Raw genomic sequence first — 25,705 nt, 5'->3', positions numbered from 1 at the left:
GTCCGCATGAGCACCAACGACAACTGGTACATCGAACACTTCCAGCCGACCGGCTCGGCGATCGGCTTCCGCATCAGCGGCAAGCTGGACGAGGTGCAATCCCCGTTCCAGAAGATCGAGATCTACCAGACCACCGATTGGGGCAAGCTGATGCTGATCGACGGCGCGGTGATGCTCACCAGCCGCGACAATTTCTTCTACCACGAGATGATCAGCCACCCGGCGCTGTTCACCCACCCCGCGCCCAAGCGCGTGGTGATCATCGGCGGCGGCGACTGCGGCACGCTGCGCGAGGTGCTCAAGCACCCGGGCGTGGAAAGCGCCACCCAATGCGATATCGATGAGCAGGTCACCCGCATGTCGGAGAAGTATTTCCCCGAGCTGTGCGATGCCAACCACGACGCGCGCGCCGAACTGCTGTTCGACGACGGCGTGGCCTATATGGCCAATTGCCCGGCCGGAAGCGTGGACATCGTGATCGTCGATTCCACCGACCCGGTCGGCCCTGCCGAGGGCCTGTTCAACAAGGCCTTCTACGAAAGCTGCTTCAAGGCCTTGAAGGACGAGGGCATCCTGGTGCAGCAGTCCGAATCGCCGCTGGCGCTGCTGGACCTGATCAACGAAATGCGCACCGAAATGGGCAAGGCCGGCTTCCAGTCGTTCAAGACCCTGCCGTTCCCGCAGCCGTGCTACCCCACCGGCTGGTGGAGCGTGACCATGGCCAGCAAGCAGGCCAACGCCGATTTCGCCTTTCGCCAAGCGGACGCGCAGGCCAAGGGCTTCGACACCTTGTACTACACCGCCCATTTGCACACCGGCGTGCTGGTTGCCCCGCCGTTCGTGGCCAAGGCGCTGGGCGAGTAATCGCGGTTGGCCGAGCATCGCCGGCAAAAAGCGCAGACGACATGCGTTGAATCGCGGCGCTTGGATGGACGTGGCGGGTTACAGCAGCCGGCTGCGTCCGCTTGGCGATAAGCCCGGCCGGTTTGCTAGTTTTTTTCGCGTGACATGGCCTGCGTGCTTACAGCGCGCGGGCTGATGCATTCGCACCGATCAGGCTGCCGTAGTCGCGCGGCGCTGCTGGAGCGTGAGGCCAGTGCGCGGCCAGCAGCCTTCTGGCGCGGCGATCCACCGACAGCGCCGCCGTGCAATGGACGCGTCAGTTGCTGCGTCACTGCGATCCATGGGCCGACGTAGTGGAAGCCGACCGATGCGCGGATGTCCTGCGCACGCTATAAGCGCGCCAGCACTTCTGTCTTCTTGGCGTCGAATTCGTCCTGCGTGATCAGCCCCGCATCCAGCAATTGCTTGAGCTTGCTCAGCACCTGCACCGGATCGTCGATTGCAGGAACGGCACTGGCTTGCAAGGGCACTGCTGCGCCGTGCGCACCAGGCGCATGCACCACCACGCCACCGGCCGCCGCGCGCAACTTGTCGATCTCCAGCTGCTGGCGCTGTTCGTAGGCGGATTCTTCCACCTGCTGCGCATAGGCGTACACGCGCCGCGCCTGTCTCTTGGGCAGGCTGTCGATGGATGCGTAGGCGCCCTGCGTGGTGCGGCACATGATGGTGGCTCCGAGCATCTGTTCGCTCATGTGCACATCGAGCACCTCGCGCCAGGGGAAATCGCGGAAGGTCATGCCGAGCAGCTTTGGGTAGACCACGATGAAGCGACGGTTGGTCAGCACCACCGCATCCGGCGACAGGTTCATCACCATCTTCTTCTGCACGGCGATGTACTCGACCTGCTCGTCGCGGGTCAGCAACTCGGTGATCTTGGGCAGGATCTTGCCCACCGCCACCGGGTCCTGTTCGTCTGTCAAGAACTTCGCCAATGCGTCCATCTGCCCTCGCCCATGGCTGAATCAGTGCGTTGACCAAGACACTACAGCAAGCCGCATGGATGGCTGTGCAATGCCGATGACCGTTTGCGGTGCAGCTTCAAATGGATTGCCGTCCGCGGCATCGCGCTGCATGCCGCGTGACGGGGAAGGGTGAGCGCTGCTGCCCGCCCTTCGACATCGCTAGTTAAAAGCGGACTTCCACTACTGCGTTCAGTACCTCTGCACGGTTGATGGTGGTGTCTTGAGCATAGTCGTAGTAGTCATTGGCGTAGACGTAGTTGGTGTACATCGCGCTCACGCTCGCATGCTTGCCGATATCGACGCCCAGGCCGAGGCTTGCGTAACCACCAAAGATTTCGTCGCTCATGTCTGCGACCTCGGCATACCATGAGCCGAGGCGGACTACCGCGAACAGTGGAGTGTCACCAAAATTGAAACGTGCCGTACCCCCGATGCCGCCAAACTTCACTGCGGGGATAAAGACATCGTCGGTTGTATCGCCGCGTTCCAGGCGTCCAATCGATCCCTCAAGTCCGATCAACGTGACCGAGCCAGCACGCCAGCGATAGCCGGCGCTGAGGCCAAGCATGTCTTGCTTATAGCCACTGAAAACCTCACCTCGACCACGCTGCACGCCGATGAACGCGCCCCTTTCAATGCGCGATTCCTCCACCCGTGTGTAGCGCGCTGCGGGGACAGGCGCTGCAGGGTAAGCAGCGGCAGGCTGAACTGCCACCGCCTCAGTCTGCTCGGTCACCGTAGTGAACCCGCCGGACGCACCAGGTTGGCTGCCGCTTCCACCGACAGCGGCCGGCGCTCCGCCAACGCCCGCTTGCGCCGGGCGCGAGGATGGCGCTGCAGGCGCGGTGGCGCGCTGGGTGCCGGCCTGCTGCTTTTGCTGTTGACGGTAGCTGTCCCAGCCGCGCGACAACGACTGCGCCGAGGCCTGAGCCGTGACGCCGAACGCCGTGCAAGCCAACAGCACTGTTGCGGTCCTTTTCATTGCATCCCCATGAGTCGTACTCCATCGTTTCCGCATCCTTGCGCACGCAGGTGGCACCTGACGGCGTCTGGAAGTGGCGCAGTTGCGGTCGCATTCGGAGGCGCACCCGGCATCACCGGATGTCGTACGACATCGATGCAGGCGACGCTCGAAGAGCGTGCCCGTGTTAACGCGTGCTGCAGCCCCCTGACCGCAGCCGGCACAGTGTCTGGAGTCTCAATCGCTGTCAAGAAGCGGCGTGACCGCCACCACACGCCGTGTTGCGCTGACAGCGCCTATCTTGAAGCAGGACGCAACGCTGGCGGAACGACACCATGGCCTGGGGTGGCAGGTTTGCATGCATTCGCTGGCACATGCCGATCCTGGTGGGGTCCGCCAAACACCTGATTCCAAAAGCTGTTCCACTCCCGGAACATTTCATTTGTTAAATAAATATAATTTCCATACTCACAAGTTCTAAAATTGGGCAGACCGACCCTCGCGATCACCGTGAACCTGCGCAACGCGTGACAGCTCCGCGCCGCCAAGGTCTGGAGAACTGCCATGCACTACCAGCCGCTGGACGTGTCCAGCCTGCACCTCGTCACTCCCGTTCTGCTCAAGCAAGGCACCCGGCTGCTCGAGCCGGACGTCTACCGCACCCATGTGAACGGGCAACCGGCAGTGGTCAAGGACTACGGCCGCTATCGCCGCACGCTGTTGTCGCCGATCGCCCGGCTCATGGTGCGCCACGAGGCCAGGATGCTGCGGCAGTTGCAGGGTTGGCGGCATGCACCGGCCTTGCTCGGCACGCTGGGCGGGCTGGCGCTGGGCATGGAATTCATTCCAGGCGACACGCTCAGCGCCAGCACCGTCGTGGGCCAGGAGGTCTTCCAGCAATTGCAGCAGGCGCTGCGCAGGCTGCATGCGTTCGGCATCACCCATAACGATCTGCACGGCACCAATGTGGTGGTCAGTGCCGGCGTGCCGGTGCTGATCGATTTCACCTCCGCGTGGCGATTTCCGCGCTGGCTGCGGCGCGGCACGCTGGCGCGTCAGCTGCAGCGCAGCGACGTGGCCAATTTTCAGAAAATGCGCCAGCGCCTTGCCGGCATCGCACCGACTGCCGACGAATCGGCCCGCAGTGCCGAACCGCGCTGGGTGCATGCGATTCGCAGCGGCTGGAAGCGGCTATATCGGCGTTTGAAAGGCAAGGCGTGATCAGCGCTGCTGGCTAACGGCGGCTGGGCACACCGTTACGCCCAGCTACTGCGCTGATGTCGTCGGTTTGATCTGCAGCACAGACGTCCTTCCAGCGCGCCATGCCGGGTGCTGCGATGCAGTGGCAATGGCGCTCCCGCATTTGCAGGCACAGCGACGCGAGCAATTCCCGATGCGCGTCGCTGTGTTATTGCACTCCCCCATCACTTTGCTGCTGCCGAGTCGGCAACCGCCGGCACGCGATAGGCGATCAAGCGCGGCGCTTGCGCGATGAAGCGGTCGAGCACGCCGTCAGCGAGCTTGACCGGGCCGCCGAAGCGCGTGGCGCCGGGAATCGTTGGGATCTGGCTTGCGACGGCGGCGATCGCAGCCGCCTCGGCAAACAAGGCCGGCGCCTGCGTGTGGCCGCGATTTGCCGCATCCAGCCCGGCTGCCGTCTTCTGCAGGGCCTGGCCCCAATCCTCCATTGCCTCCAGCCAGGGACGCGATTGCTCGGCAAAGCCCTTGTCGGCGACGCCGTCGCGGATGATCTGCGGTGCCGCAGCCAGTTCGTCGGCAGCGCGTGCCAGTTCGGCAATCGCCTCCGTGCGCGTTGCCGCATCGCCAAGCGCGATTGCCTCGCGCACATGATCGAGCACGGCCTTCAAGCGTGGAGCCTGTTCCTGCCACGGCTGGCTGCCAAAGGTTGGCGCCAGATGCTGGGTGTCGAAGAAGGTCAGCAAGGCCGCAGCCACGCGCGCATCGCCGCCGGCCAGATCGCGCGCCGCCGCATGCCAGGTGCGTTGCGCGTCGTAGTCTTTGTCGTTCCAGGCGAACGCGGTCACACCCATCACCGCGACGCGGCTGGGCGCTTCCTGGTTCATCGGGTTGGAGACGATGCCCGACAACTCGGCCGACAGACCCGCCTCGCGCCGCGCATACGGCGCCATCAGCAGGCGCCCGGCCGACGTTTCGAAATCGTTGACCGGGTAGTTGTCCCACAACAGCGTCTTGCGACCGAACGCCTTGGTGGCCGCGCGCGCATCGGGAATGGAAATAGCCGGCGGCACCACATCGGTGCCGGTCCACTGCACCACGATCTTCGGGTCAAGATGCTTGCGCAAGGCTTCCTTGTACGGGCTCTCTTTGGCGTCGTAGTACTCGGTCGGCACCATGATGAGTTCAGCGGCCGCATCGTGGCGCGCGACCAGATCGGCCTGCACCAGATTGAGCAGATGCGACTGCGCGATACCGGCCGCCTGCGCGCCGGACTCGCCAAAGGTGGTCTTGTCGCGTTCGCAATTCCACTTGGTGTATTCGATATCGTCCAGCGCCACGTAGAAGCTGCGCACGCCCAGCGCACGGAACGCATCGAACTTGCGCAACAAGGCCTTGGCATCGGCCGGATCGGAGAAGCACACGGTGGGGCCAGGCGAAATCGCATAGACGAAATCGACGTGATTGCGCTTGGCGGTAGCGGCCAGCTGGCCAAGCGCCTTCAAGGTCGCCCTCGGGTACGGCTCGCGCCAGCGATCGCGCGCGTAAGGGTCGTCCTTGGGGCTATAGATGAAGGTGTTGGCCTTGGTGCGGGCGAGGAAATCGATGTGCTTGCTGCGATCGCTCATCGACCACGGCGCGCCGTAGAAGCCTTCGATGGTGCCGCGGATCGGCATGGCCGGGTAATCCTGGATCGTCAACGTCGGGATGGCCGGCCGCTCGACCAGCTGCCGCAGCGTCTGCGCCGCATGGAACAGGCCATCGTCGTCGTGGCCGGCCAGCGTGATCAGGCTGCCGCGATCGAGCGCGACGCTGGCCAACGTGTAGCCTTCCTTATGGGTGTCCTGGGTCGCCTTGCTGCGCGTCAGCGCATCGCGCACCACTGCCGCATCGCCGGTGCCGAGCACGATGTGCGGGCGGTCCAGCGCGGCAGGCAGGCGTGTGGCGGTCGCAATCTTGGTGACGCCGGCGCTGTCGAGAATGCGGCGCACCAGCGCCACCGTGGCCTTGTCCGCGCCAGGGGCGACCACCAGCACCACCGAGCGGCCCAAGGTCACGGTTGCGCCATCCAGCGTGATCGAGACCGGCGTCGGATAGATCGCCGGCTGGGTGACCGGTTCGGTCACGGCCTGTGCCAACGCCGGAGCAGCCAGGCCCAACGCCACCAATACCGAAAGCAGGCGCACGCCCGGCGTACTGTTGCGTGGCTTCATCTCGAACTCCGGTATTGGAATGGTACTACGCCCTAGAGTAGGCAAGTCGGGCGGCGGCGACAAGCGCGGCCGGGATTTCCATTCTGGCCAGCGCTAGGCTGCCGCGCGGTGACTTCAGCCTGTTTCTGGATCGCAATCCAGAAAGGTGCGGCAGCGATACATGGCGGTATTGAAATGGTATGAAAAGTGGGGCGTTTGCGCCTGAGAGCGGCCTGGCGCGGATGCACCCAGCCGTGCATCAGCCGCGGTGATGCGCGCCACAGCCAACGCAGTCAGCGCAGGTGGCGCGCCGCAGAACTTGGGCGGTCGGGTTCCTGTGAGCCGTGCAATGCCTGCAATGCGCCTGATCCAGCGCCACTAGCAGCGGCGCTGGCTCAGCAATACGTGGCCCGGGCATCGTCGTTGCGCCGGCAGAGGGCAGCAAACCCCTCACCACCCACCGCACATCCGGCAAGCAGCGGGCGCCGCGTTGCGAACCTACAGCGCGTCGCTATCCAGCTCGCCGGTACGGATGCGTACCACCGTGCCCAGGTCGTACACGAACACCTTGCCGTCGCCGATCTTGCCGGTACCGGCCGCCGCGACGATCGCCTCGACCACACGCTCGGCCTGGTCGTCGGTCACCGCCACTTCGATCTTCACCTTGGGCAGGAAATCGACCACGTATTCGGCGCCGCGATAGAGCTCGGTATGGCCTTTCTGCCGGCCGAAGCCTTTGACCTCGGTCACCGTGATGCCCGCCACCCCGCAGCCGGCGAGCGCTTCGCGCACATCGTCGAGCTTGAACGGTTTGACGATGGCCATGATCATTTTCATCGGTGCAGGTCCCAGGGCATGACGGCCGCGCAGCATACCGTGGACGGGCGCAACACTCATCCAACCGCGCGCCGCCATCACCGCGGACGACAGCCGAATGGGACTATCCTTACCGCCTGCCGACTGCCTTGCCGATGTCCCGCGTGTCCCGGCCTGCACTAGGCTTCCTACGGACCTGCGGAGAACACCATGATCGATTTCAACCAGCTCGACGACCTCGCCCGCCGCCTCAGCGACCTGGTGCCGCCGGGCCTGCGCCAATCGCGCGAAGAACTGCAAAGCACCTTCAAGGGCGCGCTGCAGGCCGGCCTGGGCAAGCTGGACCTGGTCACCCGCGAAGAGTTCGACGTGCAGCGCGCGGTCTTGCTGCGCACCCGCGAAAAACTCGACGCGCTGGAGCAGACCGTCGCCGCACTGGAGGCGCGCGCGCCCGGCACGCCACCCGCTGCACCGCCCACCATCCCCTGAGCGAAGGCCACCACCATGAGTCTGGCGCTGGTGCACAGCCGTGCCCGCGTGGGAGTGCATGCGCCTGAGGTTCGGGTGGAAGTGCATCTCTCCGGCGGTCTTCCTTCCACCCAGATCGTGGGCCTGCCCGAAGCGGCAGTGCGCGAATCGCGCGAACGCGTGCGTGCCGCCCTGCTGTGCGCACAGTTCGAATTTCCCGCCCGGCGCATCACCATCAACCTGGCACCGGCCGATTTACCGAAAGAAGGCGGCCGGTTCGATCTGCCGATCGCCCTCGGTATCCTGGCTGCCAGCGGGCAGATCGACCGCCAGGCCCTGGCCGATTACGAATTCCTCGGCGAGCTTGCGCTGACCGGCGAGCTGCGCGGCGTCGACGGCGTGCTGCCCGCGGCGCTGGCGGCCGCGCAGGCCGGACGACGGCTGATCGTCCCGCTCGCCAACGGTGCCGAAGCGGCCATCGCCGGACACGTCGAAGCCTTCACCGCGCGTACCCTGCTGGATGTCTGCGCGACGCTCAACGGCAGCCAGAAAGCGCCCGCCGCCGAGCTGGCAGTGCAGGCGCTCGGCGCCCGCGCCCTGCCCGACATGGCCGACGTGCGCGGGCAACCGCACGCCCGCCGCGCGCTGGAGATCGCCGCTGCCGGTGGGCACCACCTGTTGCTGGTCGGCAGCCCTGGCTGCGGCAAGACCCTGCTGGCCTCGCGCCTGCCCGGTCTATTGCCCGAAGCCAGCGAAGCAGAAGCACTGGAAACCGCTGCGATCACCTCGATCAGCGGCCGTGGGCTGGATCTGGCCCGCTGGCGGCAACGCCCCTACCGCGCCCCGCACCACACCGCCAGCGCAGTGGCCCTGGTCGGCGGCGGCACGCACCCGCGCCCCGGCGAGATCTCGCTGTCTCACAACGGCGTGCTGTTCCTGGACGAATTGCCCGAGTGGCAACGGCAAACCCTGGAAGTGTTGCGCGAGCCCTTGGAGTCGGGCGTGGTCACGATCGCGCGCGCGGCACGCAGCGTGGATTTTCCGGCGCGCTTTCAATTGGTCGCCGCCATGAATCCCTGCCCGTGCGGCTGGGCAGGCGATGGCAGCGGGCGCTGCCGCTGCAGCAGCGACAGCATCCGTCGCTACCGCAGCCGCATCTCCGGCCCGTTGCTGGACCGTATCGATCTGCATGTCGAAGTGCCGCGCCTCCCTCCGCAGGCGCTGCGCAGCGGCAACCTCGGTGAAGACAGCGCCAGCGTGCGTGCCCGCGTGGTCGCCGCGCGACAGCGACAGCTTGCACGCGGTGCGCTGCCCAATGCGCAACTGGACCAGGCCGACACCGACCGCCATTGCCGCCTGCAACACGACGATCAGGTGCTGCTGGAGCGCGCCATCGAACACCTGCAGCTGTCCGCACGCTCGATGCATCGCATCCTGCGCGTTGCGCGCACCATCGCCGATCTCGACGACAGCCCAGACATCGCCACACCCCATCTCACCGAAGCGATCGGCTACCGCAAACTGGATCGTGCGCTTGGCACCGCCAGCGCGGCGTAGCGTGCTCGGCAGGTCGACAGGCGCGCGCGATTCGCACGCCATCCGCTGGCGTGACACCTTGGTACCGCAAAGCGCCCGCATTGTCAGGGCATCGTTTCGGTTTCGGTGTCGATGTCGGTGCGCAACCTCATTCGCCGCCACGGAGTTCATCGGATGCAGCCAATTGATCGCTCGCGCGGCATCGGCCCACGAGCGACATCGTGCCAACCGGCCGTGCGCACCGAGCCGGTGCCCTCGCGGACGCCCGCCCTCGCTGCACGACCGCTGGCGCCACATCCCAACATGCATTTCATGGCGCTACACGTACAACAGGCGCCACTCCATTGTGCAGAGGCCTGTATGAGCCACCATCCCGAACTCGCCACGGTCCCTTCGCTGGATCTGAATCGCTACCTGGGCACGTGGTACGAAATCGCCCGCCTGCCGACCCGCTTCGAGGATGCCGACTGCACCGATGTGTCGGCGCACTACACCCTGGAAGAGGACGGCAGCGTGCGCGTCCAAAATCGCTGCTTCACCGCGGAAGGCGAGCTGGAAGAAGCGATCGGCCAGGCGCGCGCCATCGACGACACGCACAGCCGCCTGGAAGTGACCTTCTTGCCCGAAGGTCTGCGCTGGATCCCTTTCACCAAGGGTGACTATTGGGTGATGCGCATCGATGCCGATTACACCGCTGCACTGGTCGGCAGCCCGGATCGCAAGTACCTCTGGCTACTGGCACGCTTGCCGCAGCTGGACGAAAACATCGCCCAGGCCTATCTGGCGCATGCGCGCGAACAGGGCTTCGACCTGGCGCCACTGATCCACACCCCGCATACCGGGCGGCTGACCGAGCAACCGCTTCCGTAGGCGACCCCGGCTGGTTGGGGAACTGGTCAAACCGGCAACGGCAGCACCGTCGCGCCTGCAACCCCGGTCGCATCGAGGCACCGACCAAGGGACGACAGGCACGCGATGCTCTCAACGACCAGCCAGACGACAGTCGCCCACCGACGCAATCGCCATGTCCACGGCCATGGCGACCCAGCGCACTGGCCTAGCCGTTCCATCGCGCAGGCCAGCGCTCGTCCTCTCAATCGTCGAGCGTGCCGAGATCCCTGGCAGCGGCCTGTGCACCTTCCAGGCTGTCGAAGGCCACGCCGGTATCGCCGACCACGTACTTGGTCAGCTCGCCGTCGCGTGTTGTTTCCTGCATCTTGAAGATCGGCACCGCATCGGTGCCGCCGACGCGTTCTTTCTGCGTTGTCATGCGTGATTCCTCCAGTGAAAGCGCCTTGCGTGGGACCGTTGTCCCGCCGCTCCCGGGCGGGAGCGCAGACGATCCGACCGTAGCGCGGTAGTGCGTGCAGTGGCGTGAATCCGCAGGCGGCCCCGACTGCCAGGATGCGACGCAGGACGATCGGAAAAAAATCACAGCCGCTTCGCTCCGCAAACGCGCGCAATGCACGCGTGTGTCGTACATTCGCGACGTGCAGCCTCATCAATCAATGCCGTGCGTCACCAATCGCTACGTGCGCCGTTCGCGCGTACCCGGTTGGCGTGCACCTTCCATCTGCCCAAGCCTGCGCTGGCGGCATTTCTCGAGGAGCCATGCGTGAACCGGCAGCACAGCCGTCGCAGGTGGTGAGGTGAAGCGCCAACGCATCATCAGTGTCACCGTGCTGCTGGTGTTGCTGAGCGCAACGCTGCCGATCGGCCTGTCCTACTACCTGGCCTGGCGGCTGGCCTTGGCGCGCGAAGAGGGCAGGCTGAGCCAGCTGGCTGCGCTGTCGATCCGGCGCACTGAAACCGCCTTCGACGAGGCGCATGGGGCATTGTTGAGCATGGCCGCCTCGCGGTTGCCACCGTGCTCGCCTCCGCACCTGGCACAGATGCGCGCCCTGGTGCTGACCAGCCACTACATCGTCGAGCTGGGACGGTTTCAACAAGGTCGCCTCAGCTGCACCTCATGGGGCCAACTGCGCAATACCATTCCGCAGCGCACCGCCGATTTCGTGGTCAAGCGCGGCATCGCGGTGACCACGCGGCTGCTGCCGTTGGCCAATCCGCAGCGTCCGCTGATGGCGCTGCAACTGGGCGACTACAACGCCCTGATCAACCCCGACACGCTGGCCGACATCAATATTCCGCCTGGCCTGCAACTGGCGATCGGCACGCCGGACGGGCAGATCCTCAGCAGCACCGGTACCGCCGCCGAACGCTTGCTGACCGACCCCCCAGCCACGCGTGAGCCGGGCGACCTCTTGCTGTCGCAGGTGTTGTTCGGGCGCGACCGTCGTGGCGACTGGGCCGCGGTGGTCACCGAACCGGTGGCCTATCTGCGCGGGCCGCTGGCGGCGGCACGGTTGCAGCTGGTACCGGTCGGCATTGCAGTGGCGCTGCTGCTGGTCGGTGCAGTGCTGTGGGTCTCGCGGCGGCGGCTGTCGCCACTGGCGCGGCTGGAGATCGCCGTGCAGCGTGGCGAGTTCATCGTGCACTACCAACCGATCATCGCGCTCGACAGCGGTGCCTGCGTCGGTGCCGAAGCGCTGGTGCGCTGGCAGCAGCCCGACGGCGTGCTGGTGCCGCCGGACGCCTTCATCCCGCTGGCCGAACAAAGCGGCCTGATCCTGCCGATCACCGATCTGGTGGTGGCCGAAGTCATCCGCGAACTCGGCCCCACCCTGGCCGCCGATCCAGCGCTGCACGTGGCCATCAATGTCTCCGCCGACGACATCAAGAGCGGCCGCGTGCAGGGCGTGCTGGCGCAAGCGTTGCGGGGCACCGGCGTGGACAGCGGCCAGCTGTGGGTGGAGGCGACCGAACGTAGCCTGATGGACATCGATGCGGCACGCACCACCATCACCCATCTGCGCGGTGCCGGCCATACGGTCTCCATCGACGATTTCGGCACCGGCTATTCGAGCCTGCAGTATCTGCAGGGCCTGCCGCTGGACGCGTTGAAGATCGACAAGTCGTTCGTGGACACCATCGGCACCCACTCGGCCACCAGCGCCGTGACCGCGCACATCATCGAGATGGCCAAGACGCTACGGCTGCGCACCATCGCCGAAGGAGTCGAGCGGCAGGAACAGCTCGATTATCTGCGCGCCCATGGCGTGGATCTGGCGCAGGGCTGGCTGTTCTCGCGCGCGTTGCCGGCCACTGGTTTCATCGCCTACTACGCACAGGCACGCAGCGCGACACAATGAACCCGGCAACAAAAAGGCCGCCATTGGCGGCCTTTCGATGTCGATCATGCGTTGCGCAATCCGATCACGCGCCCTGCAATGCAGCGCTGCTCTGCCGCACCGGCTTGGGCCGGCTCGGGAAGGCATGGCGCACGATTCGCCACATCACCTGGCCGAACTGGCGCGGCAGCGAGCCGGTGTTGTAGTGCTGGCCGTAGCGCACACAGACCTGCTTCACTTCGACAGCGATCTGCGCATAGCGGTTGGCCGGCAGGTCCGGATAGAAGTGATGCTCGATCTGGTGGCTCAGGTTACCCGACAGCACGTTCATCAGCTTGCCGCCGGTCAGGTTGGACGAACCACGCAGCTGACGCAGATACCAGTGGCCACGCGATTCGTTGCGGATGGATTCCTTCGGAAACACTTCCGCATCGGCCGTGAAGTGGCCGCAGAAGATGATCACGAAGGTCCAGATGCTACGCAGCACGTTGGCCGCCAGGTTGCCCAGCAACACCGTCAGGAAGAACGGGCCGGCCAGCAGCGGAAACACGATGTAGTCCTTGAGCATCTGGCGGCCCATCTTGCGGCCGACCGGCAGGAACGAGGCACGCAGTTCGGCCGCCTTCATCTTGCCGGCGAACCAACGGCCCAGGCGCAGGTCCTGGATCGCCACGCCCCATTCGAACAGCAGCGCGAACACCACCGCAATGAAGGGCTGCAGCAGGTAGAACGGGCGCCAGCGCTGCTCGGGGAAGATGCGCAGCAGGCCGTAGCCGATGTCGTCGTCCATGCCGCGCACGTTGGTGTAGGTGTGGTGCTTGAAGTTGTGCGTCTTGCGCCAGTTGTCGCCGGTGGCAACGATGTCCCACTCGTAGGTGTTGCCGTTGAGCTGCGGGTCGCCCATCCAGTCGTACTGGCCGTGCATGACGTTATGGCCCAGCTCCATGTTCTCCAGGATCTTGGACAACGCCAGCAGCAGCACGCCGGCGATCCATGCCGGAACCAGCACGCTGTGCACGAACGCACCCAGGAACAGCAGCGCACGACCGGCCACGCCGGTCCAGCGCACGGCGGCCACGATGCGGCGGATGTAGCGCGCATCGGCGGCGCCCACCTGGCTCAGCACGCGCGCGCGGATGGCATCGAGTTCGTCGCCGAAAGACTGCAGTTCGGCAGCGGACAGGGCACGGTTATGGACTCGGCTCATGAAGATTCCTTACAGATCCAGGATCAGGTCAGTGCTTGGCGCACTAATGCACAGGCGCACCTGTGCGGTGGGTTCGTTACTGCGTTCACCGGTGAGCAGGTGCCGGGTGGTGCCGGATTGGCGCGGGCAGGCGCAGGTGTTGCAGATGCCCATGCGGCAGCCATGTTTGGGCCGCAGGCCTTGCGCTTCCAGCCCTTCCAGCAGCGACTGGCCGCGCGGCAGGGTCAGGGTACGGCCGCTGCGTGACAGTTGGACCTGCACCTGGCCGGTCTCGGCCTGGTCCAGTGCCGGCACGCTGAAGGCTTCGGCCTGAAATGCAGCCACGCGTCCCTGCAGCCGTTCGCGCGCGGCCTGCACAAAACCACCCGGCCCGCAGGCCATCACATGGCGCTGCTCCAGCGCGGCAATGTGGTCCAACGAATAGGTGTCCACGCGTTCTGCAGGAGTCTCGCCTTCGCGGGTGGTCAGCAGTTGCACACGCAGGCGCGGATGCGCCGCGGCCAGCGCGGCGAATTCGTCGACGAAGCAGGCTTCGTCGCGCTGGCGCACCCAATACAGCAGGTCCACGTCCATCGGCATGCCGGCTTGCGCGGCGGCCTGCAGCAACGCACGCATCGGCGTGATGCCGGAGCCGGCGGCCAGCAGCACGAGCGGGGTAGGCGTGGTCGGCAGCAGCATGTCGCCGAAGGCCGGGGCCAGCGAGACCACCGTGCCCAAGGCCGCATCGTGCGCCAGGAAGCGGCTCACCAACCCACCCTCGATCGCCTTGACGGTGATCGCCAGCCGGCCGTCGGCCTGCACCGTGGGGCTGTAGCTACGCAACAGGCGGCGGCCGTCGATCTCCACGCCCAAGCTCACGTGCTGGCCGGCCTGCAGGCCGCGCCAGTGGCCGTTGGGCTGCAACACCAGGGTCACCGCGTCCCGGCTGGCCGGGGTGCGCTGGACCAGCCGCGCCATCGGCTGTTCCAGCGTCCACAACGGGTTGAGCCGGGTTGCCCAGAAATCGAACAGTTGCGGCGACACCAGTCGGCGCGCCAGGCGTGCCGGCAGCGGGGACTTGGACTTGCGAGGAGATGCCAGGTTCATGGGTCGCACTATACGCATGCATGCACAGCCGTGTATACACTTGTATATTGCCAGAGGGGCTATGATTCAGGCCCACGCCCGGCTGCAGCCTCATGACCTCTATCGCCCTGCCTTCCCACGACGCGCCGCCGTCCCGCAAGCCGGCGATTTCACGGGAGGATCTCATCGCTGCAGCGCTGTCCTTGATTGGCCCGCACCGCAGCCTGTCCACGCTGAGCCTGCGCGAAGTGGCACGCGAGGCAGGCATCGCGCCGAACAGCTTCTATCGCCAGTTCCGCGACATGGACGAGCTCGCCGTGGCCTTGATCGATCGGGCCGGGCGTTCGCTGCGCACCATCATCGGCCAGGCGCGCCAGCGCGCGACTTCTACCGACCGTAGCGTCATCCGTGTCTCGGTCGAAGCCTTCATGGAACAGCTGCGCGCCGACGACAAGCTGCTGCACGTGCTCCTGCGCGAAGGCGCGGTGGGCTCGGACGCCTTCAAGCAAGCGGTGGAGCGCGAACTCACCTATTTCGAAGACGAGCTGCGCGTGGACCTGATTCGCCTGGCCGCGGCCGACAACGCCAAGCTGCACGCGCCTGCCCTGGTGTCCAAGGCGATCACCCGGCTGGTATTTGCGATGGGCGCGGTGGCAATGGATTCGCCACCGGAAAAAGATCCCGAGCTGATCGAGCAGATCTCGCAGATGCTGCGCATGATCCTGACCGGCGCGCGCACGCTGGGCACCCACGCAGGCTGATTGTCTGCACTGACGTTGGCGCGCGCGCTGGCGTGCGGGCGGAAGGGACACCGCAGGCGGTCAGCGTCGTGCCGGATCACGGATCTTCAAAGACGTGGCGGGCGCGGCATCGCTCTTGCGAGCCACTCTGATCCGACACTTCAGGCCATTCTGCGTGACTGGCGACATGCGGGCGCACACAACGCGCGGTGACGTGTCGTCCCTCTGTCATCGGCACAGAGGCGAAACGGCCCGCGGCACCGATGCGCGACGAGCGATGCCTCGCCCAATGCGACGCATGCGGCATCTGGGCAAAAACTCTAGCTGCCGCCCCATTCTCTCGAAGCGATGGAAGCGCTGCAGGCGAAGGCTTACATGGCCTACAAATCCACAAGGCTGCAGGCCGCGTGAGCGCGTCCAGTGTCCGCGTGGACATGGGGCGCGGGCTGCACCGGCCAACAGCGCGCCGCTTGAATTGCATGTCGATTGCTCGCCGCGCGCAGCGTCGGCTCGCCTGGTCCTGAATTTCGAAATCGTGGCATCGCTTGTGTCGACCATCCCACGCAATGGCTCTCGCCTGCTGCCGCGACGCGATTTTGATTCTGTTTCCGACGACCGACTCCGACCGCCAGAGAGATAATCCAGAACATAATTGCATAAAGTGCTTGCATCGCTAAAAAGACACGGGTAATGTTCGCGCCCTCGGCAGCCACGTCTGCACTTTTACCCAATCGGCCTCATGTCCCTGCTCAACTCCGCCACACTCAACCGACTGCCCAGCGCCCACCGCGCGGCATCGTGTGTGCGCACGAAGAAAGCAGACGTGCGCATCACCCTCTTCGACTGATGTCCTGACAAGGAGATTGGTCACCCGATCTCCGAGGCAAGCGAACGCCCTCGGATGCAGCATCCGGGGGCGTTTTCGTATGCGTTCGCACCGACTCTTGTGGATGACCCTCCAGGTACCCGGGCATGGAATTGCCCGACAACACGGACGTTGCACGCGACCAGGCGCCAAAGCGCTATGTGCCGGGCACGGGTGGCGCGTGGTCATGCTCATACAAGAATTGCCGTTTGAATAAAACGGTAATCAGAAACATTGCGAAAGATATTCAGCGGCCTGGAGTTTATTCCAGCTGGTGCGCGCGGCAATGCCGTGGCGTATACCGAACTCTTTTTCATGTTTCTCGTTACGGGTATCGGCTCCTGGTGGAGCGGCGGCGCAAGCCGTAGGCCTGGTTCAATTCCGGAATACCCACCACTGGATAGCTCAATTGGTAGAGCAGCAGATTTGTAATCTGTTAGTCGCGGGTTCGAATCCCGCTCCATGCATGACCTTTTCGGTCATTCCTCGGGACGCAAGTCCCTTTACGGAAACGCCCATGCCGCAGGCAAACAGGCAAGCCATCGCCTGACTGCCTGCAGCAGCGGCGCCCCTGCCGGGCCTTTGTCCTGAACGCGCGTGCTGCGCCGTTCGCTGCCGTTATGCAAGACATCGCACCGCATCAGCCACGCACTTGCAGGCGCCAACAGCGCATTGCGCCCCGCACGGCCGCCGTCACGGGCGTTTCCACCCTTCAACGCCGCGTTGCATCGGCACACGTTCCGCCAGCAGTCCGATCCGGGCGGCGGAACGCTTGCATTCCCGGATCGGACCACCAGAGCCAAACCTAAGGAGAAGTGCCATGTTCTGGACCAAGAGGGTCGTGATCGGTGACGGCGAGCGCGGCCTGGTGTATCGCAATCGTCGGTTCGAGCGGGTGCTCGTCCCCGGCGTCTATCGCCTGTTCGACCCGTTGGGTCGCAGCGAGGTCATCGTCCACGCCATCACGCAAGGCGCCTATATGGGCCGCGATGCGGAGATGCTGATCGATACGCTCGGCAGCACCCTGCCGCAACACTTCGTGCTGGCCGACATCGGCACCGCGCAGGTCGGCTTGCTGATCCGCAACGGCAAGCTCGAGGACGTGCTGCCACCGGGCACACGCACGCTGTACTGGCGTGGTCCGGCGGCAATCGAGGTGCAGACCCTGCCATTGGGCGATGGGCTGCAGGTGCCCACCGATGTGCAGCGCAGGCTGCGTCAGCTCGGCACGCTGTCGCGTGTGGCGGTCTGCATGGACGTGCCAGCCGAGTCGCAAGGGCTGGTGTTCGTCGACGGCAAGCTGTTTGCACCGTTCGGGCCGGGGGCGTATGCGTTCTGGAATTTCCAGAAGAACATCACCACCGACGTGATCGATCTGCGCGTGCAGTCGGTCGAAGTGTCCGGGCAGGAGCTGTTGACGCGCGACAAGGTGTCGTTGCGCGTCAATTTGGCCGGCAGCATGCGCGTCACCGATGCGGTGGCAATGCGCACGCGCGTGGCCAAGGCCGGCGATTACCTGTATCGCGAGTTGCAGTACGGCTTGCGGCGCGCGGTCTCGTCCAAGACGCTGGACGAGTTGTTGGGCGACAAGGCCTGCCTGGATGCGGATATCTTCGGGTATGTGCGCGGCAGCGTGAGCGGCTTCGGCATCGAGGTGCTGGGCGTCGGCGTCAAGGACGTGATCCTGCCGGGCGAGATGCGCGAGATCCTCAACGCGGTCGTGCAGGCGGAGAAGCAGGCGCAAGCCAACGTCATCCGCCGGCGCGAAGAGGCCAATGCCACGCGCTCGTTGCTCAACACCGCCAAGTTGATCGAAGACAGCCCGGTGCTGATGCGTTTGAAGGAACTGGAGGCGCTGGAAAAGGTCACCGAAAAGATCGACAAGCTCACCGTGTTCGGCGGCCTGGATGGCGTGCTGAAGCAATTGGTGACGATCAGGCAATGAAGGCTGCGCGTGGCGGAAGGATCTGCCACGCACTGCCGCAAGGCAATGACAACAATGAGTACATCACAACACTTTGAATTTCTGCATGCCGAGGGCAGCACCACCCCGATCAAGGGCTGGGTGCGCGGCGTGCCCCTGGAAGAGCAGGCGCATGCGCAGCTGCGCAATATCGCGGCGGTACCGTTTGTCGGTCCGTGGGTAGCGGTGATGCCCGACGTACACCTGGGTAAAGGCGCAACCGTGGGCTCGGTCATTCCAACCCGTGGCGCGATCATCCCGGCGGCGGTCGGCGTGGATATCGGCTGCGGCATGGCTGCGGTGCGCACCACGCTGCGCGCCAACGACCTGCCCGACAATCTGGCGCAATTGCGCTCCAGCATCGAGCGTAGCGTGCCGGTGGGCAATGGACGTGGCGGCGAGCATCGCAAGCTGCCGGTTAGCATCGAGACCCGCATTGCGCAGTCCGGGCTGGTGCAGCGTCTGGATGCGATCAAGCAGCAGCACAAGCGCATCCGTACCGACAAGCTGGACTGCCAGATCGGCACGCTGGGCGGCGGCAACCACTTCATCGAGATCTGCCTGGACGAAACCGATGCGGTATGGGTGATGCTGCACAGCGGTTCGCGCGGCACCGGCAACCTGATCGGCACGTACTTCATCGAGCGCGCGCGCGAACAACTGGCGCATCGCGTGTTGGGTTTCCATCTGCCCGACAAGGACCTGGCCTTCTTCATGCAGGGCGAGCCGTTGTTCGACGAGTACGTCGAAGCGGTGTCGTGGGCGCAGGATTACGCCCGCGAAAATCGCGAGGCGATGATGGCGCGCGTGCTGGCCGAGATGCGTCACCGCTTGCCCAAATTCCAGCTGGAAAAGCTCGCAGTCAATTGCCACCACAACTACGTGCAGAAGGAAACGCACGCTGGTGAGGAATTGTTGATCACCCGCAAGGGCGCAGTGAGCGCTCGTGTCGGCGAGCTGGGCATCATTCCGGGCAGCATGGGCACGCGCAGCTACATCGTGCGTGGGTTGGGCAACGCCGACAGTTTCCACAGCTGCAGCCACGGCGCGGGGCGTGTGATGAGCAGGACCGCTGCACGCGCGCAGATCACCCTGGCACAGCATCGTCAGGCCACCGCACATGTGGAATGCCGCAAGGACGCGGCGGTGCTCGACGAGTCGCCTGCAGCGTACAAGTCCATCGATGCAGTGATGGCGGCGCAGCAGGACCTGGTCGAGGTGCTGCACACCTTGCGCCAGGTGGTGTGCATCAAGGGATAGAAAAGGGCCGCGCCAGCGGCCCTTTTCGCTACAGACACGTTGCAAGTGCGAGTGAGCAACCTCATCCGCAATGCAATGCACAGTTCAGTCATGTCGCGATCGCGCTCACATCAAAGCACGCACGTTTCACTCTTGCGACGCCATCGTTGCGCCTCGTTCGCGGTCTGATCTACAGGGCGCATCCATCAGATAATCCGGAGGCGGTATGAGCAATCTCGACAAGCAGGAACGCAAGGAAGAAGCAAAGGACTTGAACCGCGACCCGATCTCCGGTGCGCCTGGTTCGCATCCAGTTGGCGTCGGTGTGGGCGGCATCGCCGGCGGTGCGGCGGCAGGGGCGCTTGCAGGCACGGTGTTCGGGCCGCTCGGCACCTTGATTGGTGCAGCGGCCGGCGTGGTTGCTGGCGCAGCGGCTGGCAAGGGCGTGGCCGAACGGCTCGACCCCACTGTGGAGACCGAATACTGGCGCCAGGAGCATCGCAACCGCCCCTACTACAAGGAAGGCACCGACTACGATCGCGACTACGCCACCGTCTACGGATTCGGTTTGCAGGCACGCGAAACCCGCCCGACCAGCACCTGGGAAGAAACCGAAGCCACGCTGGCCGGCGAATGGCCGCGTAACCGCGGGCAATCGCGCCTGGAATGGGATGAAGCCCGGCTTGCAGCACGCGATGCATGGGAGCGTGCGGACCGTACCCACACTGTCTATCGCGACAGCGACACGCATTACGCAGGCCGCTTCGACAGCGCCAGCTACCGCGATGTCGACTATTCGTACGACGACTATCGCCCGGCCTATCGCTATGGCATGCAGGCACGGCAGCAGCACGCCGGCCGCCAGTGGGACGACCACCTGGAACGCGATCTGGGCGATGGCTGGGACCGCTTCAAGGCCAATTCGCGCCTGAGCTGGGAAAAGGCCAAGCATGCGGTACGTGAGGCATTCGACTCGGATCATCACGATGCAGCGGCGCGCCGTCACCCGACCGACCCGCGCGTCTAACGCGTGATCGCAGCTGCGCGGTCACAAGTGCCGCGGCCAGCGCACGACGTTGAACCAGAACGGGCCCACTCGGGCCCGTTCTGCGTTATGGAGTAATGCGGGTTCCTGCTCACTCGGCGGCGCTCAGAAAAAAAACAGTACCGAGATGATCTCAGGCTGACGAATCCACAAGGCAATCCGCGGGCCCACCGGGTCTTCAACACGCAGAAAGAAAAGAGCGACGCGTGCGCGACCCCATGGCTTTGCACGCCACGTTTTCCCGGATCACTACCCTGCGGTCTTCTCCACCGCACGGATGTCGCCGCGAAATACCGCAGTGGTCTGTTCCGACGGGGCCGCAGCAGCGCCCTGTTGATCTTTGAGCAACTGCTTGCGCGTGGCCACCACCTCCTTGGCCAATGCAATGCGCCGGCCGACGACCATTTCGGTCAGCCAGTCGATCAGGGCACGCGTGTATTGCTGCTGGTGTTCCTTGATGCTGAGCGCATGGTCCGCGCCAGCGATGACACGCGATGTGAGCGAACGCGCCTGCACGAACGCGTGCGCATAATTGTGCAGCACCGGCTGCGGCACGATCGCATCGTGCTCGGCTTCCACCAACAGCACATCGCCCTTGTACTCGGCGCAGGCGGCCAAGGCGATGTTGTCTGCCGGACGCAGGCGCTGCTGCCGGTATGCCATCAGGTCCGGGTCGGCGTTGAGGCTGACCTTGGGTTGGTCCCAGTGGGCATCCTTGTAGAGCGCAGGCGAACGCAACGCCAGCCATTCCACCGAGCGCTCGCGCGTCAGCAATGCGGATAGATACCCACCGTAGCTCAGGCCGACCACCGCGATCGACTGCGCATCCACGTAGGGCAGACCTGCCAGTTGATCGTACGCAGCCTTGATGTCGTCCAGGTTCTGCGCGCGTGTCACGGTCTGGCGCATCGATGCGTAACCCTCATGCCCACGCAGATCGAAGGTCATGCAGATGCAGCCCAGGCCTGCTGCCTCGCGCGCACGTACCAGGCTGTGGTGCTGGCTGCCGCCCCAGCCGTGCACGAACAACACTGCAGGCATGCCTGAGGGCGTGAGCAAGGTGCCGCTGAGTGCGTCCTGGCCGACCGGAATGTCGATGCTGGAAAGTTTGGCTTCCATTACGTCGCAGAGATCCTCCTGTATTTGTAGCGCGGCCCTGGACCGGATTGGGTTGCGCGATAGTAGACCTGCGCATCGGCCGGCGGCTGGCCCTGATAGATTTCGTGTGTAGACGCCCTTACCCACTGCAATGCGGGATCTTGCTGAAAGGCGGCGATTGCAGCGAGTTCTGCCGGGGTTGCGCCACCGATTCGCCAGGATTGTTCCAGCACGCCGCATACCGGGACATCGCCAGCATCCTGACCGCTGACCACATCGTAGTTGCGGCGGGAAATCTGCAGCTCAGGATAAGCGGCGGTGACGCATCGATCGTACCTGCACGCCTGCTCGACCACCCGTCGCTCCAGCGAAGGTAAAGCTGTCGCCATCAGTGCCTCCAACGACCCGCGGTACACGCACAGCGACGAGCCGCCATACACATCGCTGCCGTCCGCATCGGGCACGCTGCATTGCGTGCCGTAATACGCAATCTGGACGCCGGCAAGACACAACTCGCCTACGCTGTGCGTCGTTGGCTGCAAGATATTGCGTTCCAGCACGCCGCCATGCGTGCCTAGATAGGTATCGGGCAGGCTATCCAGTACCTGCGCCAGCTGCGATGCGTCGGCAATGCGCCATTGGTCGTTGCCGCCCACGCCGGTGGGCAGCTTCAGGCGCACGTCTCCACCATCAGACAGCGCCTCGAACGCATGCATCGCATCCGGGCGAGAAAACGCGGTGTAGCCCGGCAGCGTGGCGGGAATCAGCGACATGGCCAGCGCCTGGTCCCAGCCCGCAGTGCTTGCCGCGTCGTCAGAAACCAGTGGGTGACCGATGACCTTGGTGGCCAGAAACGCATGCGGCACGATACCGCCGAGCAAGTCACCGACGCCGTGGATGCCCAGCCCGCGCGCTTGCGCGGTAGTGAGCGTGTCATCGGGTACGTGGAATGTTCCAACTTCGATCACGCCATCGCCAGCGACGCCGGCATCGGGCACGCCCAGCAAATGCGCGACCTCGCGACAGACCCATGCGTGCGTTGCACGCTCATGACCATGCTCGGGCACCACGCGCGTGGCATGCCCAAGCACCTGCCGATAGTGTGTCTGTGCCATGACATCTCCCCTGCGGCGTGATCGCGCGTCGTTGCTGGCCTCGGTCGCAGCTGAGGGACGAGTCGTGGCAGTGGGTATCGCCGGAGCCTTACTTCAGTGCCAGATACAAGCCAAGCACAATCAGGAACACCACGATCAAACTGATGGCAATACGCCCGCCGCGCAACTCCAACAAGGCATGCCACCACACGCGCGCTTCAGGTGTGCCGCTTGCATGATGCGGCTTAGGGCTACGGGTCTCGCTGTCCTGCATCCTGGGTACTCTCGCTCCATTACGTCGCCGCCTACCTTAATGATCAGACGTTACACAGGTGTGGAGCGGTTCAGAATCTTCCGTGAAATGCGGCATTGCGAAAGCGATTTTGCCCGATCGGCGATCACCTGCCTGGTGTGATCAGGCCACGTTGCAGTCGTGACATCGAAACGCATGCGAGACCAACGCGTCGCTTCGACCACACGGGTTCAAACGCGTCACTTGGTACGCATTGACCACATGCACGCACCTGCATGCATTGCGTGTAGATGCACTCGAACAATCTGACCAGTTAAGCGTGCAATGCACCGAAGTGCTGCAATGGTCGGGTTCGATGATCAATCGTTGACATACCCGCAGTTACTCTGCAGGTCAAGTTTGTTTATACCGGAACACCCCAAGTCATGAGCAGAGATCCATCCGTCATCGATGTACAGGCCGAAATCGCGCATTGGCAGGCGCGGCATGCCCAGGGCAACCTCGGCGCAGGCAAGTTCAGCGAGTTGTCCCCGGTGGTGAAAATGGCCTGCGATATCTACCTGCAAGCCCCGCGTTCGAGCGACCAGGAACGTCTGCGCCTATTTCGGGACCGCTTGGAGCACCACTTCATTTCATCCAGCACACAGTCCAACTACGAACAATTGGCAACCGATTGCTGGCAGCGCTTGGGCGCGCGCAATAGTTGAGTCCGCAGTATCGAGCAACATCTGTTTTTCATTGGAGATCGTCATGAAAACCCCGTATCAAGTGCAGCAGGAGCTGGAACGACTGGAGCGGTTGGTACCGCACATCGTCAGCGACCAGGGCGACCGCGCGGAGGAAATCCTTGGCTTCCACGTGGCCAGTCTGTTGGGTAGCGCGCCGATCAGCGAACATGCGCTGATTCGCGAACGCACCGCTCGCATGGCACGTACCTGCCGCAGTGCGCAGGACGCCGTGCGCGCACCCAAAGCGCCCGCCAGACCATTGGGCATTGCGCCCGTTGCCCAGCCGCAGTGGGCCTGACCGACCTCCCCGGAGCCGCCTAGCGGCTCCTTTGCATTCCACCCCGGCAATTGCCGATCATTCCAGGATCTTCATGAAAGTCACGCTTCTCACCGCTTCGCTGTTGGCCATGCTCTCTCTGACTGCCTGCGACCGCCCCGGCGGCGATGCTTCGCGCACCGCGCCAGCGGTGTCGCCCGAGCCGACGGCTGCGCCCGTCAGCGGAAGCGGCGCGACCGAGCTGGCCAAGGGCGATGGCGCGGTGCTGGGCGTGCTGGCTGCGATCGACGACAACGAGATCGCACTCGCCAAGCAGGCCATCGAACAGGATCTGGGCGGTGCCACCGGCGAGTTCGCGCAGCAGATGCTGCACGACCACGAGGCCAACCTTGAAAAGACCAAGTCGCTTGGCGCAACCGAGAGCCCGCGCGCGCAGGCCATACGTGCCAAGGGCAAGGCGGCAGTGGAAGCGCTGTCCAAGACGCTGACCCTGCCGGACGGCAAGGATGCCTACCGCAATGCATTCATGCGCAACATGGTCATCGACCATGGCGACACCATCAAGATCATCGATTCGGAACTGCTGCCCGCCGCCGAAAGCGCGCCGGTCAAGCAACATCTGGAAGAGACGCGTCGCGTAGTCTCGGCGCATTTCGAACGCGCCCACGCGGTGTCTTCGTCCAAGTAAGCAGCCGATCAGGCGCTTGCCCTGCAAACGCGCCGGCCAGTCCGGCGCGTTTGCGTTGGGTGGACAGCACATGCGGCTGTCCTCGAGGTCGTTGGGCCACGCCGCAGGCTGACCCTGCAGCGCACGGCCGCATGCGCGCGCCAGCTTCACCTCGCTTGGCGTGATCCTGGCCTATCGTGCCGCATCGATTCGGCCAGGAGCCCTCCATGCATCTGCTCATCACCGGCGGCACCGGCTTCATTGGCCAGGCCCTGTGCCCGGCATTGCTGCAGGCCGGCCATCAGGTCAGCGTGCTGACCCGCGACCCGCACCGCGCCAAGCGCATCCTGCCCGGCATGACCGCCGTGCATACGCTGGATGGAGTGCAGGCCGATGCGGTCATCAACCTGGCTGGCGAGCCGCTGGCCGCCGGCCGCTGGACCGATGCCCGCAAGCAGCGCTTCCGCCAATCGCGCCTGGGCATCACGCGCCAATTGCATGACTGGATTGCGCAGCAGCCGGCCGCACAACGTCCCTCGGTGCTGATTTCCGGCTCGGCCGTGGGCTACTACGGCGAACGTGGCGATACGGCGTTGACCGAGGCCGAGCCCGCCGGCGATGACTTCTCTGCCGTGCTGTGCCGCGACTGGGAGGCCGAAGCCAACACCATCGCCGCACTCGGCCCGCGGGTGAGCTGGGTGCGCACCGGGATCGTGCTGGATCGCGATGGCGGCGCGCTGGCCCGCATGCTGCCGGCATTTCGATTCGGCGGCGGTGGGCCGTTCGGCGATGGCCGGCACTGGATGAGCTGGATCCATCGCGCCGATATGGTTGCGCTCCTGCTGTGGCTGCTGCAGCACGGCCAACCCTGCGCCTACAACGCCACCGCGCCCCATCCGGTGACCAATGCCGACTTCGCGCGCACGCTGGCGAAGGTGCTGCACCGCCCTGCCCTGCTGGCGCTGCCGGCCGGCGTGCTGCGGCTGGGCTTCGGCGAGATGGCCGACCTGCTGCTGATCAGCCAGCGCGTGCTGCCGCAACGCGCGCTCGATGCCGGCTTCCGCTTCCAGTACCTGCACCTGGACGCTGCGCTGCGCGCCATTCTGCAGCGCTGAGCGGCGGCCAGGGCCTGACCAGACGGGATCGAACGGCATGCATGGCCTGGCCTGCATGCGGTTTGGCCATGCCCTAATATTTGCCCAAACTTCATCACCGACAGTGCTGCGGATCTCGGACTG

Annotated in this window: 24 protein-coding genes; 14 read left to right on the top strand and 10 right to left on the bottom strand. The window is 64.8% G+C overall.

Annotated elements, in window-relative coordinates; genetic code table 11:
* Positions 1 to 6: 6 nt before the first annotated feature.
* A complete protein-coding gene (speE, locus tag LN450_RS18145; protein ID WP_011348868.1) occupies positions 7 to 864 on the top strand; it encodes a polyamine aminopropyltransferase in 858 nt (285 codons plus the stop codon).
* A gap of 368 nt (positions 865 to 1,232) precedes the next feature.
* Here the strand turns inward: speE and LN450_RS18140 are convergent, their stop codons facing one another.
* Both LN450_RS18140 and LN450_RS18135 read right to left on the bottom strand, forming a co-directional pair.
* Positions 1,233 to 1,844 carry a PH domain-containing protein gene (locus LN450_RS18140; RefSeq protein ID WP_011348869.1) on the bottom strand — a complete coding sequence of 204 codons (612 nt, stop codon included), beginning with the start codon at positions 1,842 to 1,844 and terminating at the stop codon, positions 1,233 to 1,235.
* Positions 1,845 to 2,028: 184 nt separating this feature from the next.
* Positions 2,029 to 2,847, bottom strand: coding sequence for a hypothetical protein (locus LN450_RS18135; protein WP_011348870.1), 819 nt, complete (start codon positions 2,845 to 2,847; stop codon positions 2,029 to 2,031).
* Between the two features lie 543 nt (positions 2,848 to 3,390).
* Here LN450_RS18135 and LN450_RS18130 point away from each other — a divergent pair.
* Positions 3,391 to 4,047: an RIO1 family regulatory kinase/ATPase domain-containing protein gene (locus LN450_RS18130; RefSeq protein WP_008574844.1), complete on the top strand. Its 657-nt coding sequence runs from the start codon at positions 3,391 to 3,393 to the stop codon at positions 4,045 to 4,047.
* A 203-nt stretch (positions 4,048 to 4,250) separates the two neighbouring features.
* Here the strand turns inward: LN450_RS18130 and LN450_RS18125 are convergent, their stop codons facing one another.
* Complete coding sequence (locus LN450_RS18125; protein ID WP_011348871.1) at positions 4,251 to 6,236, bottom strand: glycoside hydrolase family 84 protein; 1,986 nt, start codon at positions 6,234 to 6,236, stop codon at positions 4,251 to 4,253.
* Positions 6,237 to 6,713: 477 nt separating this feature from the next.
* On the bottom strand, positions 6,714 to 7,088 hold the full coding sequence (locus LN450_RS18120; RefSeq protein WP_008574841.1) for a P-II family nitrogen regulator: 375 nt from the start codon (positions 7,086 to 7,088) through the stop codon (positions 6,714 to 6,716).
* Positions 7,089 to 7,241: 153 nt separating this feature from the next.
* Here LN450_RS18120 and ubiK point away from each other — a divergent pair, with 153 nt between their 5' ends.
* The 3 genes from ubiK (at position 7,242) to LN450_RS18105 (ending at position 9,905) form a co-directional block, all read left to right on the top strand.
* Positions 7,242 to 7,520 (top strand): ubiquinone biosynthesis accessory factor UbiK, encoded by a 279-nt coding sequence (gene ubiK, locus LN450_RS18115; RefSeq protein ID WP_008574840.1) that lies wholly within the window; start codon positions 7,242 to 7,244, stop codon positions 7,518 to 7,520.
* Positions 7,521 to 7,535: 15 nt separating this feature from the next.
* Positions 7,536 to 9,056 (top strand): YifB family Mg chelatase-like AAA ATPase, encoded by a 1,521-nt coding sequence (locus LN450_RS18110; RefSeq protein WP_008574838.1) that lies wholly within the window; start codon positions 7,536 to 7,538, stop codon positions 9,054 to 9,056.
* A gap of 339 nt (positions 9,057 to 9,395) precedes the next feature.
* Positions 9,396 to 9,905, top strand: coding sequence for a lipocalin family protein (locus tag LN450_RS18105; protein WP_008574836.1), 510 nt, complete (start codon positions 9,396 to 9,398; stop codon positions 9,903 to 9,905).
* 223 nt (positions 9,906 to 10,128) lie between these two features.
* Here LN450_RS18105 and LN450_RS18100 read toward each other — a convergent pair whose 3' ends face one another.
* Entirely contained in the window at positions 10,129 to 10,305 is a 177-nt protein-coding gene (locus tag LN450_RS18100; RefSeq protein ID WP_008574834.1) for a hypothetical protein, read from the bottom strand.
* Positions 10,306 to 10,684: 379 nt separating this feature from the next.
* Here LN450_RS18100 and LN450_RS18095 point away from each other — a divergent pair, with 379 nt between their 5' ends.
* Complete coding sequence (locus LN450_RS18095) at positions 10,685 to 12,247, top strand: EAL domain-containing protein (protein WP_008574831.1); 1,563 nt, start codon at positions 10,685 to 10,687, stop codon at positions 12,245 to 12,247.
* Between the two features lie 64 nt (positions 12,248 to 12,311).
* Here LN450_RS18095 and LN450_RS18090 read toward each other — a convergent pair whose 3' ends face one another.
* Together LN450_RS18090 and LN450_RS18085 are read right to left on the bottom strand one after the other, a co-directional pair.
* Entirely contained in the window at positions 12,312 to 13,433 is a 1,122-nt protein-coding gene (locus LN450_RS18090; protein WP_011348875.1) for a fatty acid desaturase family protein, read from the bottom strand.
* 9 nt (positions 13,434 to 13,442) lie between these two features.
* Entirely contained in the window at positions 13,443 to 14,519 is a 1,077-nt protein-coding gene (locus LN450_RS18085) for a ferredoxin reductase (RefSeq protein ID WP_039417246.1), read from the bottom strand.
* Between the two features lie 92 nt (positions 14,520 to 14,611).
* Here LN450_RS18085 and fabR point away from each other — a divergent pair, with 92 nt between their 5' ends.
* The 4 genes from fabR to LN450_RS18065 all read left to right on the top strand — a co-directional run bounded on the left by fabR (position 14,612) and on the right by LN450_RS18065 (position 20,332).
* Entirely contained in the window at positions 14,612 to 15,259 is a 648-nt protein-coding gene (gene fabR, locus LN450_RS18080; protein ID WP_008574825.1) for an HTH-type transcriptional repressor FabR, read from the top strand.
* A 1,664-nt stretch (positions 15,260 to 16,923) separates the two neighbouring features.
* Entirely contained in the window at positions 16,924 to 18,048 is a 1,125-nt protein-coding gene (locus LN450_RS18075) for a slipin family protein (protein WP_011348879.1), read from the top strand.
* A 54-nt stretch (positions 18,049 to 18,102) separates the two neighbouring features.
* Complete coding sequence (locus tag LN450_RS18070) at positions 18,103 to 19,326, top strand: RtcB family protein (RefSeq protein WP_039417243.1); 1,224 nt, start codon at positions 18,103 to 18,105, stop codon at positions 19,324 to 19,326.
* A 205-nt stretch (positions 19,327 to 19,531) separates the two neighbouring features.
* The gene (locus LN450_RS18065) at positions 19,532 to 20,332 is read left to right on the top strand and encodes a hypothetical protein (protein ID WP_008574817.1); all 801 of its coding nucleotides are present in this window, start codon (positions 19,532 to 19,534) and stop codon (positions 20,330 to 20,332) included.
* Between the two features lie 267 nt (positions 20,333 to 20,599).
* On the opposite strand, the gene LN450_RS18060 is transcribed toward LN450_RS18065, so the two are convergent.
* From LN450_RS18060 to LN450_RS18050, 3 genes are all read right to left on the bottom strand, one after another.
* Positions 20,600 to 21,469 (bottom strand): alpha/beta hydrolase family protein, encoded by an 870-nt coding sequence (locus tag LN450_RS18060; protein ID WP_011348881.1) that lies wholly within the window; start codon positions 21,467 to 21,469, stop codon positions 20,600 to 20,602.
* Entirely contained in the window at positions 21,469 to 22,563 is a 1,095-nt protein-coding gene (locus LN450_RS18055) for a DUF3182 family protein (RefSeq protein ID WP_011348882.1), read from the bottom strand. The genes LN450_RS18060 and LN450_RS18055 overlap by 1 nt, the downstream gene beginning before the upstream one ends.
* An 88-nt stretch (positions 22,564 to 22,651) precedes the next feature.
* Entirely contained in the window at positions 22,652 to 22,816 is a 165-nt protein-coding gene (locus tag LN450_RS18050) for a hypothetical protein (protein ID WP_008574812.1), read from the bottom strand.
* Positions 22,817 to 23,220: 404 nt separating this feature from the next.
* On the opposite strand from LN450_RS18050, the gene LN450_RS18045 reads away from it, so the two are divergent.
* The 4 genes from LN450_RS18045 to LN450_RS18030 all read left to right on the top strand — a co-directional run bounded on the left by LN450_RS18045 (position 23,221) and on the right by LN450_RS18030 (position 25,582).
* On the top strand, positions 23,221 to 23,502 hold the full coding sequence (locus LN450_RS18045; RefSeq protein ID WP_003486531.1) for a hypothetical protein: 282 nt from the start codon (positions 23,221 to 23,223) through the stop codon (positions 23,500 to 23,502).
* 43 nt (positions 23,503 to 23,545) lie between these two features.
* The gene (locus LN450_RS18040; protein ID WP_011348884.1) at positions 23,546 to 23,821 is read left to right on the top strand and encodes a hypothetical protein; all 276 of its coding nucleotides are present in this window, start codon (positions 23,546 to 23,548) and stop codon (positions 23,819 to 23,821) included.
* Between the two features lie 73 nt (positions 23,822 to 23,894).
* Positions 23,895 to 24,488, top strand: coding sequence for a DUF4142 domain-containing protein (locus LN450_RS18035; RefSeq protein WP_011348885.1), 594 nt, complete (start codon positions 23,895 to 23,897; stop codon positions 24,486 to 24,488).
* A gap of 206 nt (positions 24,489 to 24,694) precedes the next feature.
* Entirely contained in the window at positions 24,695 to 25,582 is an 888-nt protein-coding gene (locus tag LN450_RS18030; protein ID WP_011348886.1) for a TIGR01777 family oxidoreductase, read from the top strand.
* Positions 25,583 to 25,705: the final 123 nt, after the last annotated feature.

It is taken from the genome of Xanthomonas euvesicatoria pv. euvesicatoria, from assembly GCF_020880415.1.
Classification (GTDB): Bacteria; Pseudomonadota; Gammaproteobacteria; order Xanthomonadales; family Xanthomonadaceae; genus Xanthomonas; species Xanthomonas euvesicatoria.
The sequence above is the reverse complement of the archived record's forward strand: the minus strand, read 5'-3'. Positions and strand labels throughout refer to the sequence as shown.

Excerpts from the sequence above, each read along its gene's own strand:
- LN450_RS18105 (WP_008574836.1), top strand. The coding sequence starts at position 9,396 with ATGAGCCACCATCCCGAACTCGCCACGGTCCCTTCGCTGGATCTGAAT.
- LN450_RS18090 (WP_011348875.1), bottom strand. The coding sequence starts at position 13,433 with ATGAGCCGAGTCCATAACCGTGCCCTGTCCGCTGCCGAACTGCAGTCT.
- speE (WP_011348868.1), top strand. The coding sequence starts at position 7 with ATGAGCACCAACGACAACTGGTACATCGAACACTTCCAGCCGACCGGC.
- LN450_RS18070 (WP_039417243.1), top strand. The coding sequence starts at position 18,103 with ATGAGTACATCACAACACTTTGAATTTCTGCATGCCGAGGGCAGCACC.
- LN450_RS18100 (WP_008574834.1), bottom strand. The coding sequence starts at position 10,305 with ATGACAACGCAGAAAGAACGCGTCGGCGGCACCGATGCGGTGCCGATC.
- LN450_RS18125 (WP_011348871.1), bottom strand. The coding sequence starts at position 6,236 with ATGAAGCCACGCAACAGTACGCCGGGCGTGCGCCTGCTTTCGGTATTG.
- LN450_RS18120 (WP_008574841.1), bottom strand. The coding sequence starts at position 7,088 with ATGCTGCGCGGCCGTCATGCCCTGGGACCTGCACCGATGAAAATGATC.
- LN450_RS18060 (WP_011348881.1), bottom strand. The coding sequence starts at position 21,469 with ATGGAAGCCAAACTTTCCAGCATCGACATTCCGGTCGGCCAGGACGCA.
- LN450_RS18075 (WP_011348879.1), top strand. The coding sequence starts at position 16,924 with ATGTTCTGGACCAAGAGGGTCGTGATCGGTGACGGCGAGCGCGGCCTG.
- LN450_RS18110 (WP_008574838.1), top strand. The coding sequence starts at position 7,536 with ATGAGTCTGGCGCTGGTGCACAGCCGTGCCCGCGTGGGAGTGCATGCG.
- LN450_RS18055 (WP_011348882.1), bottom strand. The coding sequence starts at position 22,563 with ATGGCACAGACACACTATCGGCAGGTGCTTGGGCATGCCACGCGCGTG.
- LN450_RS18135 (WP_011348870.1), bottom strand. The coding sequence starts at position 2,847 with ATGAAAAGGACCGCAACAGTGCTGTTGGCTTGCACGGCGTTCGGCGTC.
- LN450_RS18065 (WP_008574817.1), top strand. The coding sequence starts at position 19,532 with ATGAGCAATCTCGACAAGCAGGAACGCAAGGAAGAAGCAAAGGACTTG.
- LN450_RS18040 (WP_011348884.1), top strand. The coding sequence starts at position 23,546 with ATGAAAACCCCGTATCAAGTGCAGCAGGAGCTGGAACGACTGGAGCGG.
- LN450_RS18050 (WP_008574812.1), bottom strand. The coding sequence starts at position 22,816 with ATGCAGGACAGCGAGACCCGTAGCCCTAAGCCGCATCATGCAAGCGGC.
- LN450_RS18035 (WP_011348885.1), top strand. The coding sequence starts at position 23,895 with ATGAAAGTCACGCTTCTCACCGCTTCGCTGTTGGCCATGCTCTCTCTG.
- fabR (WP_008574825.1), top strand. The coding sequence starts at position 14,612 with ATGACCTCTATCGCCCTGCCTTCCCACGACGCGCCGCCGTCCCGCAAG.
- LN450_RS18030 (WP_011348886.1), top strand. The coding sequence starts at position 24,695 with ATGCATCTGCTCATCACCGGCGGCACCGGCTTCATTGGCCAGGCCCTG.
- LN450_RS18140 (WP_011348869.1), bottom strand. The coding sequence starts at position 1,844 with ATGGACGCATTGGCGAAGTTCTTGACAGACGAACAGGACCCGGTGGCG.
- LN450_RS18130 (WP_008574844.1), top strand. The coding sequence starts at position 3,391 with ATGCACTACCAGCCGCTGGACGTGTCCAGCCTGCACCTCGTCACTCCC.
- ubiK (WP_008574840.1), top strand. The coding sequence starts at position 7,242 with ATGATCGATTTCAACCAGCTCGACGACCTCGCCCGCCGCCTCAGCGAC.
- LN450_RS18085 (WP_039417246.1), bottom strand. The coding sequence starts at position 14,519 with ATGAACCTGGCATCTCCTCGCAAGTCCAAGTCCCCGCTGCCGGCACGC.
- LN450_RS18045 (WP_003486531.1), top strand. The coding sequence starts at position 23,221 with ATGAGCAGAGATCCATCCGTCATCGATGTACAGGCCGAAATCGCGCAT.